This window comes from Aquimarina litoralis (assembly GCF_019295435.1).
GTDB lineage: Bacteria > Bacteroidota > Bacteroidia > Flavobacteriales > Flavobacteriaceae > Aquimarina > Aquimarina litoralis_A.
The window spans coordinates 141,460-156,682 of sequence record NZ_WEKL01000006.1; the positions used below are offsets into that span (position 1 = coordinate 141,460).

Below are 15,223 nucleotides of genomic sequence, written 5' to 3' on the forward strand. Positions count from 1 at the left end.
CAAAGAAGAATAAAAAAAAGAACTAATGAAAAGGGTTGTAGTTGGCTTGTCGGGAGGAGTAGATTCTAGTGTAGCAGCATATCTTTTAAAACAACAAGGATATGAGGTGATTGGCCTTTTTATGAAAAATTGGCATGACGATTCTGTAACTATCTCTGATGAGTGTCCATGGTTAGACGATAGTAACGATGCGTTACTAGTAGCCGAGAAATTAGGAATACCTTTCCAGACAGTAGATTTAAGCGAAGAGTATAAAGAACGTATTGTAGATTATATGTTCAATGAATATGAAAGAGGAAGAACACCTAACCCTGATGTTCTTTGTAATCGAGAAATTAAGTTTGATGTTTTTTTAAAAATCGCATTGTCATTAGGAGCTGATTATGTAGCTACAGGTCATTATTGTAGAAAAGATACTATTGTAAAAGATGATAAGGAAGTTCATCGTCTGCTTGCAGGAAAAGACCTTAATAAAGATCAATCTTACTTTTTATGTCAGTTATCTCAGGAGCAACTAGCAAAAACATTGTTTCCAGTTGGGGAATTATTAAAGCCAGAAGTAAGAGAAATTGCAAAAGAACAAAACTTAATTACTGCTGATAAAAAAGATTCTCAAGGGCTTTGCTTTATTGGAAAAGTAAGATTACCAGAATTTCTTCAACAAAAATTACAACCTAAACAAGGTGATATTGTCGAAATACCTTCTACTGAAGAAATGTATCATCAAGTGGAACCGGATTTCAACACTAAACAAGAAAAGTTAGAATTTTTGTCTTCAAAGTATACATATGATGTTAACGATGGAAAAGTAGTAGGTAAACATCAAGGGGCACATTATTATACCAAAGGTCAACGTAAAGGGTTGGCAGTAGGAGGTACTCCAGAGCCATTATTCGTTATTGAAACAGATGTGGAAACGAATATAATTTATACTGGGCAAGGAAAAGCTCATCCAGGATTATATAGGAGAGCACTTTTTATTAGTAATGAAGAGTTGCATTGGGTACGACCAGACCTTTCTTTATCAGTTGACCAAGAATTAGATGTCATGGCTAGAATACGCTATCGCCAACCTTTGGATAAAGCTACATTACATCAAGTGGATACTGGTATGTATATTGTTTTCGATAATCCTCAAAGTGCTATTACCGAAGGACAATTTGTTGCTTGGTACATAGAAGATGAATTAGTAGGATCGGGAGTAATTTCGTAACTTGAGGAGCTTTTAAAGTTACTCAACAAATGAAAAACATAATTACTCTAATCACCTTTTTGTGTGTTCAGGTATGTATTGCACAAACTGAAGATGCATGGATCTATTTTGCAGATAAAGAAAATGTGGCAAGTTCCATTGCAAATCCTATTTCTATATTAACTCAAAAATCAATCGATCGTAAAGCGCGTCATAATGTTGCTATTGACGAAAAGGACGTTCCAGTAAATGAAAATTATATTACGCAACTTAAAAATACGGCTGGAATAACAGTGTTAGCGAAGTCAAAATGGTTTAATTGTGTATATGTAAGAGGAAATAAGACAAATATTGATAATTTATTGAGCTTAAGTTTTGTTAGTAGCATAGACTTTGCAGATAATTCGTTGGATAACACTAAAATTAAACCTCGAAGAAAAGGTAGTTATACTTCGGTAAATAATAAATTTGAAGCGAAAACATCATTTGATTATGGAAGTGCAGCTCAACAAATCGAGCAGTTAAATGCTGAATACCTTCATGAGATTGATTATACAGGAACCGGAATGACGATCGCAGTAATGGATTCTGGTTTTCCTGGTGTGAATACTATAGATGGATTTAAACGTGCTAGAGATGATGGAAGAATATTAGATGGTTACGATTTTGTAAGACGAGATGATAATGAATTTGCCTTTTCAGGGAGTTCTCATGGAACACAAACCTTTAGTGATATTGCAGGCTTTATTGATGGACAATTTGTAGGAACAGCACCAGATGCAAACTATTATCTGTTTATAACAGAAGATGTAGCTACAGAAGGGCCAAAAGAAGAGTCTTTGTGGGTTGAAGCAGCAGAAAGAGCTGATAGCTTAGGTGTAGATGTTATTAATACATCACTTGGATATTCTAATGGTTTTGATAATGCGGCCTATGAGTATACTACTTCTGATATGGATGGACAAACCACTTTTATTTCTCGAGGAGCTAATATAGCTTTCGAAAAAGGAATGCTTTTAGTATCATCTGCAGGAAACTCTGGAAATAATAGTTGGGGTATTATTACATCTCCGGGAGATGCACCTGGAGTGCTAACAGTTGGAGCAGTTAATTCTTCTGGAAATTATGCTTCCTTTAGCTCTAGAGGACCTACAGCTGATAACCGAATCAAACCGGATGTAGTGGCTAGAGGGCAAAGTGCTGCAGTAATTAGACCTAATAATACGGTTTCAGTGAGTAATGGTACTTCCTTTAGTTCCCCAATCATGGCAGGAGCTGTAGCATGTTTATGGCAAGCATTTCCTTCTATGACGAATGCAGAAATTATGCAATTAATAAGAGAATCTTCATCCCTATACACTAATCCAACAGATCAACTAGGCTATGGAATACCAAATTTTAAAAACATAGTTCAAAGTTTATCTGTAAATGAAAATGAGTTGGAAGGTATAAGAGTCTATCCAAATCCAGTTAATGATAAATTATTTTTTGATGTTACAGCTACTAAATCACTTAAAATTCGGATTTTTACAGCTGAAGGAAAAATAGTGAAGTCTGAAACATTAAAAGACATAAATGCAATTTCGTTAGATAACCTATCAACTGGTTTATATGTAGTAGAAATGATTTCAGATACTTCACGTCATATATTGAAGATATCAAAAAACTAATGAATAGAGTTAAAGACCTTTTCAAAATTCAATATCCAATCATTCAAGGAGGAATGATTTGGGCAAGTGGCTGGAAACTTGCAAGTGCAGTTAGTAATTCAGGTGGTTTGGGACTTATAGGAGCAGGTTCAATGTATCCGAACGTTTTACGTGAACATATTCAAAAATGCAGGAAAGCGACTGATAAACCATTTGGAGTCAACGTTCCCATGTTGTACCCAAATCTTCAGGAAATTATTGAAATTATTATTGAAGAAGGAGTAAAAATTGTGTTTACTTCAGCAGGAAACCCTAAAACATATACTTCTTTTTTGAAGTCAAAAGGAATAACGGTAGTCCACGTAGTAAGTAGTTTGAAGTTTGCTTTAAAAGCTCAGGATGCAGGAGTTGATGCAGTAGTTGCCGAAGGTTTTGAAGCAGGAGGGCATAATGGAAGAGATGAAACAACTACTTTGGCTTTAATACCTATGGTTAAAGAGAAAATCAATATTCCATTGATTGCAGCAGGAGGAATTGCTACTGGAGCATCTATGTACGCTGTTATGGCGTTGGGAGCAGATGGAGTCCAGATTGGTAGTCGATTTGTAGCAAGTGAGGAAGCATCTTCTCATGAGGATTTTAAACAAATGATCGTAGATGCTAAGGAAGGAGATACACAACTTACTTTAAAGGAACTAGCACCTGTAAGATTATTAAAGAATAAATTTTATCAGGATGTTATGGAGCTATATGCTAAAGGACCATCCATAGAAGAATTAAAAGGTTTATTAGGACGAGCTAGAGCAAAAAGAGGAATGTTTGAGGGAGATCTGATAGAAGGAGAATTAGAAATAGGACAAGTATCTGGTTTGATTCATGAAATAAAGCCAGTAGCTAATATTATAAAGGATATAATTGCAGATTTTGACAGAGTAAAGCAGGATATGTCAGAAATTGTACTTTAGGTTTACTCAATTATCTCCAGTTTTGAAATACATAGAAAGTGATATTTAATAAGAAAGTGATTATAGTTTTGCCAGCATATAATGCTGAAAAAACACTACTTAAGACTTATAACGAAATACCATTAGATATCGTTGATGAAATTGTTTTGGTAGATGATAATAGTACCGATAAGACATACCAAATAGCTCAGGAAATTGGAATAAAACATATCATCAAACACGAAGAAAATCTTGGATATGGAGGAAATCAAAAAAGTTGCTATAACAAAGCACTTGAACTTGGAGCAGACATTGTGGTAATGTTACATCCGGATTATCAGTATACTCCAAAACTACTGCATTCCATGTGTTATTTAATCGCTAATGATGTATATCCCGTTGTTTTGGGGTCTAGAATATTAGGAAAAGGAGCATTGAATGGGGGAATGCCATTTTATAAATATGTTTCGAATCGAGTTTTAACTTTGACTCAGAATATTTTAATGAATCAAAAGTTATCAGAATATCATACGGGTTATCGTGCGTTCTCTTCATCTGTATTAATGGATATCGCTTTTCAAAAAAACTCTGATGATTTTGTTTTTGACAATCAAATGCTTGCACAGATTTTTTATGAAGGATATGAAATTGCAGAAATAACCTGTCCAACAAAATATTTTGAAGAAGCTTCTTCTATAAATTTTAAGCGCAGTGTCACTTATGGTCTTGGAGTTTTACGAACTTCCATTCAATATTTTTTAGCTAAAAATATTGGGGTAAAAAATGAAATATTTAAAAAATAATGTGAACCACATCTTTTCTTTTGAATAAGAACATAAAAACATATTGGCCAGTATTCTTAAGCAGTGTTATTTTTTTTGTTTCAGTAATATTCAATGCCAATAACGCCTTTTTTTGGGATACAGTCCAATTAGGTTCTAAGCATGCAAATCATTATTTCACAACAAATTTTTCGGTTCTATTACTTCCCGATTACATAGATAGTGGACATATTCCAGCTTTTGGAGCTTATATCGCAATGTTTTGGAAACTCTTTGGTAGGAGCCTGTGGGTAAGTCACATTGCAATGTTACCATTTGGCTTTGGTGTTATTTATCAATTATTCAAGTTACTCCATAAATTTATTTCTAGTAAATATATAGCAATTGCTTTTATTTTAGTGTTGATAGATCCTTCTATCATGAGCCAAATGTTATTGATATCGCCAGATATTGTGTTGTTGTTTTTCTTTTTATTAGCTGTAAACTCTGTTTTAGACAACAAGAAAATTATATTATCAATAGCTATAATTTTTCTCTTTTTAACAAGCATGAGAGGAATGATGTTATCCGTGTGTGTTTTGATTTTTGATTTATATAACAATATGCTATTTAGAAAATCATTTAAATCACTTTTTTACAATCTGCTAAGAAGAAGTGTGATCTATATACCAGCATTTTTAATTTTTATAACCTACAGTTGGATTCATTTTCGAGAGAAAGGATGGATTGGGTTTCATGAAGATTCTCCGTGGAGTGGTAGTTTTGCTAGTGTTGGATTACGAGGAGTACTTTTTAATATTGCTGTTTTAGGTTGGAGAATATTGGATTTTGGTCGAATAGGAATATGGCTAGTGTTTTTCATTCTATTTTTAAAATATAGAAAACAGATGTTTACATCTGACTATATCAAAAGGGTAGCATTCTTCTTTGGTTGTCTTGTTATAATTTTACCATTAAATATGTTGTGGGCTAAAGGACTTTTAGCAAATAGGTATTTAATTCCAATATATTTGATTTTTTCGATAATGTGTGCTACCATATTGTTTTCGGATTTTGTAAATCATAAATTGAGAATAATATTAATTACAATTTGGACAACTCTTATTATCTCTGGAAACTTTTGGATCTATCCGCCAAAAATTTCGCAAGGATGGGACGCTACATTAGCACATTTACCATATTATGACTTGAGGTTGAAGGGAAAAGAATTTTTAGATACCCAAGGAATACTAATTGAAGATGTAGCATCATTTTTTCCAAATGTTGCTAGTTTCGATGATGTAGATTTGAATGGCCAAAAGGAATCATTTGCTATTTTTGATGGAAGAAATAAATATGTTTTTTATTCTAATATTTATAATGTTAGTGATAAGGAATATGATGATATAATGGCAAATTATAAGGAAATCAAAAAGTTCGGTAAGAATGGGGTTTTTATATGGATTGGAAAAAGAAGAATGTCGGATAGAACCGATGATTTTTAAAAACTTGAGTTGTCAGTTATCAAATTATATATAATAACTAATCTAATCCAGGAGTTTTCAATACAATTTTTAGTGAGAATTACCTTTGTTTTGAAAAATCATAGAACCTCATATTATCATTACATTTAAAATAAAACAAAATAGATGAATTCCAGAGCAGATCAGTTAAAAGCTTTTGATAGATTACTAACCATAATGGATGAACTAAGAGATCAATGTCCATGGGATAGAAAACAAACTTTACAGTCTTTAAGGCACTTAACTATTGAAGAAACCTATGAGTTGGGAGATGCAATTTTAGACAATGATTTAGATGAGGTTAAAAAGGAATTAGGTGATTTGCTACTACATATTGTTTTTTATGCAAAAATTGGAAGTGAAACAAAAGACTTTGATATAGCAGATGTGGCAAATGAAATATGTGAGAAATTAATTAATCGGCATCCTCATATTTATGGTGATGTAGAGGTCACAGATGAAGATGATGTGAAAAGAAATTGGGAGAATCTTAAATTAAAGGAAGGAAAAAAAAGCGTTTTAGAAGGAGTTCCAAAATCGCTTCCAGCTTTAGTAAAGGCAAGTAGAATACAAGACAAAGTTGCAGGAGTTGGATTTGACTGGGAAAAACCAGAACAGGTTTTTGAAAAGTTGGAGGAAGAACTGGGAGAACTGCAGTATGAAGTGGAAAAACAGGATATGGATAAAATCGAATCAGAGTTTGGTGATGTAATGTTTTCTATGATCAATTATGCCAGATTTTTAAAGATAAACCCTGAAGATGCATTGGAAAGAACCAATAAGAAATTTATAAAACGATTTCAATTTTTGGAAAAAAAGGCAATGGAAAAAAATAAAAGCCTGAGGGATATGACTCTTGCCGAAATGAATGTGTTTTGGGAAGAGGCTAAAAAAATATAATGGTCTCTATTTATTAATAAAATTGTTCTTCAATTTGCCTTAATAGTTCAAAATTCCCCATAAAAAGACAATAGTTTTCTTTTCTTGTGTATAGTTATTGTTGTGAATGTGTCGTCATATTACGGTAATTCCATATTTGTTTTTAATTTTTTGTAACACCAAACCCCTTGATTTTACTGGTTTTTTGAGTAAGATATTATCGGGATATCCATTGTTATGAAAAAATTATGAAAAAGTTGTTGTAAATTAGGATGTATAATTATGTAAAAATAATTGTGTGGCTAACTCAAACCAAAATACCGTAATATCCCTATTTGGGATTCTAATATTCATGCTTACAACATGCACTGCATATTGTTGGAACGGGAATGCTACAGTTAGTTTTAATGAAAATAAAAAAACGTCATTTTTGTCTACTCAGGAAAAAAATGATGTTCATTATTATAGATCAGTAATTGATAAATATCTCCAGAGTCTTGAAGATAAAAAAGCAGATTCTTTATTAGTTTTCCAAAAATTGGCATTTACATATGCTGAAATGAATGAACCTGAACTTGCAGTAGGATATATAGACAGGTATATTAAATCGAGTTTGGATATTGGTTTTGTAGGGCATAGTTTTTTTGATAACATAAGCTACTCCGATTCTTATCAGAAATTGGCTGATAGGTATTTAAAGAAAATAAACTTATGGGCTATTTTCTGTTTGTACACTGGATTGATAGGATTCTTTGTTTCTATTGTTTTAAATCTTAGAAAAAAGTCTGATAAAGTAGCTAATCTATTAATGAGCTCTTTTGTGCTACTACATTCCTTTTTTATATTGCACGTATGTTCGTTACTAACGAATTATCATTATTACTATCCTCATATTTTATATATTTCTACACCATTCTCCTTTGTGTATGGTCCTTTAATTTATTTTTATTTTAAAAGAGTAATTCAGAAATATAGTTTTAAGATTTATGATCTCCTACATCTCGTTCCGACGATGTTGTTGATTCTATTTATTCTCTTGCCAGTTTATCTTCAATCTTCAGAGGAGAAACTAAGTATGTTACTCTATGGAGTGATTCCAAATGAAACCTTAATTATAGTAACGAAATTAGTTTCCTTAATTGTTTACGGTATATTGGTATTGAAGATATATCTAAATTCGATAACTAAAGATCATAAGGTATCTAGAACAAAGTTTGTATGGCAACGTAATATGGTAGTTTTTTGTTCTGCTTATATTTTGATTTATAGTGTTTATGGATTTTTGATTATATACGACATTAGATTTGGTTTTCTTTACAATATGCAAGTAGGTCTGATGGCATCACTCATATTATACGTTAGTTATACTGCTTTTGTACAACCTAGCATTTTTGGAAGTCTTAAAGTAATCAAATCACAGCCTCAAAGTAAAGTGCCAACGACTAAATATGTGAAATCAGGACTTACGGAAAGTTTATCAATAGAATTGAAGCAAAAGTTATTGTATCTGTTGAATGAAGAAAAGGTATACAAAAAAAATGATATTACCTTACAAGGACTTTCGGAATTGATGGATACCACAAGACATAATACTTCTCAAATTATTAATGAACAGTTTAATCTAAACTTTTTTGAGTTGATTAATAAGTATAGAATAGAGGAAGCTAAAGAGTTGTTGAAAGAAGAAAGACACAAAAACTTCAATATTATTGATATAGCTTATGAAGTAGGTTTTAATAATAAAGTTACCTTCAATAAATCTTTCAAAAAGTATAATCAAATCACTCCTTCTGAGTATATTAAATCATTAGTAGCTTAATTTTAATTGATTTACGGTAAATTTTCTTCGGAAAAAGTAAAATTAAATCGGTAAAGGTAAATTTTGATAAGGTTTATCCAGTGTTCTATTTATGATTACTTCTTTTACAATGTAATTGTAAATGTGAGGGTAATCACCATATAGACTTTGTTTAAGCTTTATTTTATGTAATATCTGAGTTAGCCACTAAGATATTATTACGCTCCATTTATAATTTCAATATCTAAGTAAATGTACTCTTAATTGTACAAACTGAAAGGTCATTGTGGATGATAAGTCTGCTTTGGCCTTTCTTATTTTACTGACTCTAGAAGATATTAGAATATGTTAACATACTATTAGCCATACATAAAATAAAATTAATGATTGAAGATATCTTTGAATTTATTGGGGAAATAGACTCTAGAATTTCATACTACGGGATATTCTATATTAAAATCAAAATCAACTTTTTAGGACATCTCTTCAAATTCTTTTTTAATGATTTAAAACTTTGTTGTTCAGTTAGTTATTTCTGATTTTGCTTATATTTTTTTATAGGTAAACAGGGAAAAATTTATCGGGTAAGTAAATGTTTATAGGCTTTACCCATCTTTTTACACTCTATAACTTCCTTTACATCGTAACCATATAGAAAAGGCAAGAGAATTATCAATAATGATCGTGTAGTTTCTTCTTATTGATAATATATTATTGAGTTAGCCTTCAATATACTCTTGCCTCCTTTTATATGTACACACTAACAATTGGAGTATAAATCTTGAAAAAATTTATGTATGAAAGTAAATCATTACAAACTGATGGTACTTGTTTTTTTCATATCAAGTATTGCATTAGCACAACAAAGATCAATTTCTGGATCTATTATGGACAGTAAAGGGATTCCTTTACCAGGTGTAAATATTCTTATTAAAGACACTAATAGAGGAACGCAGAGCGACTTTGATGGTCTATATACTATTGAGGCTGCTAGTGGCGAAACACTTATGTTTTCTTATTTAGGATATCTAACAAAGGAGATAGTAGTAACGAATCAAGACAAAATAGATGTTGTTTTAGAAGAAGATGTTAGCGCTTTAGAAGAAGTCGTAGTTGTTGGATTTGGAACACAATCTAAAAGAAAAATTACAGCAAATATTGCTTCTATCGCTTCTGACGAAATTAACGAAATTCCGACACCAAGTTTGCAAAGTACATTAACAGGTAAGGCAGCAGGTGTACAGGTAACACAGTTAAATGGAAAAGTAGAAGGAGGAGTAAAAGTAAGAGTTCGTGGAGTATCTACAATCTCTTCTTCTCAGGAGCCATTGTATGTAGTAGATGGAATTCCTATTACTAATGCCGACGAATCCATTAATAATTCACCTATTAACCCTCTTATTGCATTGAACCCTAATGATATTGAATCTATCGATATACTTAAGGATGCTTCTTCTGCCGCTATTTACGGAGCTAGAGGAACAAATGGTGTTATTATTATTACTACAAAACAAGGTAAAAAAGGGAAAACTAAAGTTTCTATTAACTCCTCTTATGGTTTAAGTACAGCAACCAATACAAGAGATTGGCTGAACGCAGAACAATATGTAGAATTAGTAACAGAATCTGCATTAAATGCTGGGTTTAGTCAAGCAGGAATAGAAGGACAATTTGATTTTTATGCCAATGGATTGGATTGGAGAAATGGAGAGGTAGATACAGACTGGCAAGAACTAGCTTTGGTAGATGGATCAGTTCAGGATTTTGGAGTTTCCGTATCGGGAGGTAGTGAAAAAACAAGGTTCTTTATGTCTACTGCATATAATAATACAGATGGTATAGTACGAGGAAATCAATTAGAAAGATATTCCTTCAGAACTAATATAGATCATAATCTTTCCGAAAGATTTAAAGTAGGGACAAATGCTAGTATTTCAAAGTCTATTATTGATAGGATTTCTAATGATAACGCATTTGCTACTCCTCTTCAAGCGATTGCGCAAACTCCCTTGTCTCCTGCATATCTGGCAGATGGTGTAACGCCTAATAATGATACTACTGAATATTATAATTTCTTAACAGAAGAATTTAATGGAAGTTTTAAGACCAATATTTGGAGAGTTCTGGCGAATGTATATGCAGAGTATAAAATATTACCAGATTTGAGTTTTAGATCTGAAATAGGATATGATTTTTTATCACAAGTTGCTGAACGTTTCTCTGGAAGTCTTACCCAATCTGCGTCAGTAGGTGGTTTTGGTACTGTAAATTCGGTACAGACAGAGAAGTATAATCTAAATAACTACTTTACATATACTAAAAGCTTTAATGATATATTTGATCTGGAAGGTACATTAGGAATGAGTTATGAAGATAGTCAAAGAAGAGTTCAATTTGCACAAGGACAAGGTTTCCCATCTGATGATTTACAAACACTAAATAGCGCCGCAGAGATTACAGCTGGAGGATCAAGTCGCACGAGGTTCAACTTTCTTTCTTACTTTGGTAGAGTAAATCTTTCTATAGCGAATAAATATTTAGTGAACGCAAGTTTGCGATATGATGGTTCTTCACGTTTTGGAGATGAAAATAGATTTGGTTGGTTCCCAGCTGCATCAGTTGGATGGATAGTTTCAGAAGAATCATTTCTTAATAGCTCAGAAATACTTTCATTATTGAAACTAAGAGGAAGTTGGGGGATTACAGGTAACGCAGGTATTGGAAACTTTGCTAGTTTAAGTTTATTCCAAGGTACTCCATATAATCAAAGAGCAGGGTTAGCACCTACTCAATTAGGAAACCCAGCCTTAAAATGGGAAAGAACAACACAGGTTGATTTTGGATTAGACTTTGGTTTTCTAAATAACAGAATATCAGGAGAAATAGATTATTATGAAAAAGCTACAGATGATTTATTATTAAATGAACCTGTGCCTGGTACTTCTGGATTTCCAAACATTACTAGGAATGTTGGGGAAATGAAAAATACAGGTTTCGAATTTATTATTAATACCAAAAATATAGTTTCTCCTAATGGAAGTTGGAGTACTTCCTTAAATCTATCAACAATAGATAATGAAGTAACCAAACTACCTGGAGGAGATATCATAGCGGGAAGAAACATTGTAAGAGAAGGAGAAACAGTATCATCATTTTATTTAGTAGAATTTGCAGGAGCAGATCCTGACAATGGTGATGCATTATTTATAAGAAATACTGTTAATGCTGATGGCAGTATCGACAGAAGTACAACTAACAATTTCAATGAGGCTGAAAGAGTAATTGCGGGTAGTCCGTATCCGGATTTTATTGCTGGTTTAACAAACAATATTACTTATAAGGGAATCGACTTTTCTTTTACCTTTCAAGGCGAATGGGGAGCTTCTATTTACAATAATGCAGGACGATTCCAATCAGGTAATGCTAGATTTTTTGATAATCAAACAACAGATCAATTAAGAAGATGGCAACAACCAGGTGATATCACAGATGTACCGCAAGCCAGGTTATTTAGTACTAATGGTCAGCAAGCATCTACTCGATATTTGCAGGAATCGGACTTTATTAGGTTAAGAAATTTAACCTTAGGATATACTATTCCTCAAGATGTTACTAGGAAATTTTATATGGATCGTGTGAGGGTTTATTTTACTGGATTTAATCTGTTAACATTTACCGATTATGATGGATATGATCCAGAATCGACTGCGGATTTTAACGGGAATAATAATATTCAAGTTGGAGAAACTTTTTATTCAGCACCTCCAGCTAAAACGTACACTTTAGGTATAAATATTGATTTTTAAAATAAAAAATTATGAAGATATTAAAATATAAAATATTAGTATTGCTTGCAGTGACAGTTTCCATTGTTGGATGTGAAGACAATCTAGAATTAGAACCAGAACAAAGTTTGTTGCCTGAAATTGTAATTTCTAACCCAGCAAATTTGCAAAATGTATTGACGGGAATTTATGACGAAGCAGGACAGGCTGTTTCTTATGGAGGACAAATAAACTTAGCTTCAGAATTATTGGGAAATGATACGGATCTTTCATGGAATGGGACTTTTGAACAACCAGCCCAATTAATAGAAAAACAATTAGTGCCAGATAATACATTCGTTAGAGATTATTGGTTAAATGCTTATGAAGTTAATAATCAAGCTAACATTGTTTTGGCAAATTTGAGTGTTTTTGAAGATGAATCAGAAAGAAATAGGGTAGAAGGAGAAGCAAGATTTTTACGAGCATTGGCATATTTTGATCTTGCAAGATTGTACGGGCAATCTTATGATGCAGGTGGTGGAAATACACAACTAGCAGCTCCTATATTGCTAGATGCCATTTTGAATCCTGCAGATATTACTTCTCCATCAAGAAATACGGTAGAAGAAGTTTATGATAGAGTAATTCAAGATTTACAAAGTGCCTATACTTTGTTACCAGATTCAAATGGAGTATTTGCAGATAGATATGCCGCTCAAGCGCTTTTAGCAAGAGTATATTTGCAGCAAGGTAATTATGAAGGAGCTAGAGATGCTGCGAATGATGTTTTACAGAATAGCGGACATTCTTTAACTACTAGTTATAGTGCTGCATTTAATAACGATGGGGATTCTAGCGAAGATATTTTTGCTTGGCAGGTTACCAGTCAGGACGGTGTTAACCAGATGAATACCTTTTGGGCAGGGCAAGCTTTTGGTGGAAGATCTGGGAATCCAGATGTATCCATTAATGCGTCATTTTTTGACATTTTTGACGATCCTAATGATGTAAGATCCCAGTTTTTTTACACTACATCAGGAGGAACAGCTACCACCAAATGGCAATCCCAATTTGCAAATATTCCATTTTTACGAATCGCAGAGATGCATTTAATACGTGCAGAATCTAATTTTAGATTAACCACTGCAATAGGGTTAGATCCTTTAGCTGAAATTAATGCATTGAGAGGAAGATCAAATGCAGTAGCACTTGGCGCCATTACATTACAAGATATTATAGATGAGCGTAAAAGAGAATTGGCTTTTGAAGGTTTTACACTGCATGACATTAAACGATTAGAGGGTAACGTTGGAACATTAAATTATGATGATAACTTTTTGGTAATGCCAATTCCACAAAGAGAAAGAGATGCTAATCCTAATTTGATGCAAAATCCCGGATATGGAAGTTAATTGTTGAGTTTTTTATACTTTTTTAAAACTGCCTAGGAATAGACATTGAAATTAATTTCGCTAGTAGAGTGGTACGAATTCATAAATTTCAAAATAATTTTCTAGGTAGTTTTTAATAAATGGTCAACAAGCTTAAATAAATAAAAACGCTCACTTTAGAAATGAAACTAAAGTGAGCGTTTATTATATGGAAAGCTTTCCAATTTTTATCTTTTTATTACTTTCTTAGTTAAAGATTTACCATCCACGGTAATCTTACAAAAATAAATTCCACTTGCTAAAGATCTCTTGCCAAGTTCATATACATGGATTCCTTCGCTTATTGTATTATTAATAATCGTTTGAGAGGCACCGTATACATTCACAAGCTCTATTTTTACATGACTTGTTGAATTTTTTACTTGTAACTGCAATATGGAGTTCTCTTTAAGAGGATTTGGGAATAGTTTAATGTTTTCACTAGATAATTTATCATCCTCTGAATTATTGTTTAATCTAGACGTATTAGGTTGTTCATCGTACCAAGTTCCATTATAGTACCATCCATTCTGACATCTATTTAGATCTGCCGTTTGTGAAGAACCATTATTACTGAAAATTAGATTTGTACAAGATGTATTTGATAATGTATAACTATACCAACCATCCGAGTTTACCGTCATAGATTCTCCTGGCCAACTCGTTGTAAGACCAGATGGTGTAGCATTCCAGAAATAAATAGTTGGTGATGTAAAAGAATCTGATTTGAAATATACAGTTAAATCCTGACTTTCTTCTGGATTACTATCGTACCAAGTTCCATTATAATACCATCCATCTCCACATCTTTGTAAATCAGGTGTCTGGGAAACACCATTGTTGCTAAATATAATATTAGCACAACTTACCCCATCAAAAGTAATTGAATACCAGTCATTCCCTATAGGATTCATAGCAACTCCAGGCCAAGATACAGAAATTGGAGTAGGAGTAGTGTTCCAATAATATATGAGTGGATTGCCCAAATTTCCTTTATAATAGATTGTCATAGAGTCGGATGATCCATCTGTAAAGGTAAATGAGTTACTTACTATTTGAGATGATAGCCCTTCCGAATCATAAGCTATTGCTTTTATCGTAGTATCAGCGGTAACAGCAATAGGATTAGTATATCTAATTGAAGAAGAAGAAGGCTCATCTCCATTTATAGTATAATAAATTTCAATTCCGTTTGAGGAGTTATCAGTGGCACTTAATACCACATCTACAGTTTCTCCAATAGTAAATGATCCTCCATTTGGAGACATGGATACAGATGG

Annotated in this window: 10 protein-coding genes; 9 read left to right on the forward strand and 1 reads right to left on the reverse strand. The window is 32.6% G+C overall.

Annotated elements, in window-relative coordinates:
• The first annotated feature begins 25 nt into the window (after positions 1–25).
• From mnmA to GBO31_RS05280, 9 genes are all read left to right on the forward strand, one after another.
• Positions 26–1,213, forward strand: coding sequence for a tRNA 2-thiouridine(34) synthase MnmA (gene mnmA / locus GBO31_RS05240; protein WP_219007269.1), 1,188 nt, complete (start codon positions 26–28; stop codon positions 1,211–1,213).
• A gap of 29 nt (positions 1,214–1,242) precedes the next feature.
• The gene (locus tag GBO31_RS05245; protein WP_219007270.1) at positions 1,243–2,862 is read left to right on the forward strand and encodes a S8 family serine peptidase; all 1,620 of its coding nucleotides are present in this window, start codon (positions 1,243–1,245) and stop codon (positions 2,860–2,862) included.
• Positions 2,862–3,806 (forward strand): NAD(P)H-dependent flavin oxidoreductase, encoded by a 945-nt coding sequence (locus GBO31_RS05250; RefSeq protein WP_219007271.1) that lies wholly within the window; start codon positions 2,862–2,864, stop codon positions 3,804–3,806. Before GBO31_RS05245 ends, GBO31_RS05250 begins: the two co-directional genes overlap by 1 nt.
• Positions 3,807–3,844: 38 nt before the next feature.
• Positions 3,845–4,588, forward strand: coding sequence for a glycosyltransferase family 2 protein (locus GBO31_RS05255; protein ID WP_219007272.1), 744 nt, complete (start codon positions 3,845–3,847; stop codon positions 4,586–4,588).
• A gap of 20 nt (positions 4,589–4,608) precedes the next feature.
• Positions 4,609–6,051, forward strand: a complete 1,443-nt coding sequence (locus tag GBO31_RS05260) for a hypothetical protein (RefSeq protein WP_219007273.1) — start codon at positions 4,609–4,611, stop codon at positions 6,049–6,051.
• A gap of 144 nt (positions 6,052–6,195) precedes the next feature.
• Positions 6,196–6,969, forward strand: a complete 774-nt coding sequence (gene mazG / locus GBO31_RS05265; protein WP_219007274.1) for a nucleoside triphosphate pyrophosphohydrolase — start codon at positions 6,196–6,198, stop codon at positions 6,967–6,969.
• A 331-nt stretch (positions 6,970–7,300) separates the two neighbouring features.
• Positions 7,301–8,767 carry a helix-turn-helix domain-containing protein gene (locus GBO31_RS05270; RefSeq protein WP_219007275.1) on the forward strand — a complete coding sequence of 489 codons (1,467 nt, stop codon included), beginning with the start codon at positions 7,301–7,303 and terminating at the stop codon, positions 8,765–8,767.
• Between the two features lie 776 nt (positions 8,768–9,543).
• The gene (locus tag GBO31_RS05275; RefSeq protein WP_219007276.1) at positions 9,544–12,552 is read left to right on the forward strand and encodes a SusC/RagA family TonB-linked outer membrane protein; all 3,009 of its coding nucleotides are present in this window, start codon (positions 9,544–9,546) and stop codon (positions 12,550–12,552) included.
• A gap of 11 nt (positions 12,553–12,563) precedes the next feature.
• The gene (locus GBO31_RS05280; protein WP_219007277.1) at positions 12,564–13,925 is read left to right on the forward strand and encodes a RagB/SusD family nutrient uptake outer membrane protein; all 1,362 of its coding nucleotides are present in this window, start codon (positions 12,564–12,566) and stop codon (positions 13,923–13,925) included.
• Between the two features lie 206 nt (positions 13,926–14,131).
• Here the strand turns inward: GBO31_RS05280 and GBO31_RS05285 are convergent.
• Positions 14,132–15,223: starch-binding protein (locus GBO31_RS05285; protein ID WP_219007278.1), on the reverse strand; the 1,092-nt coding region annotated here is incomplete at its 5' end.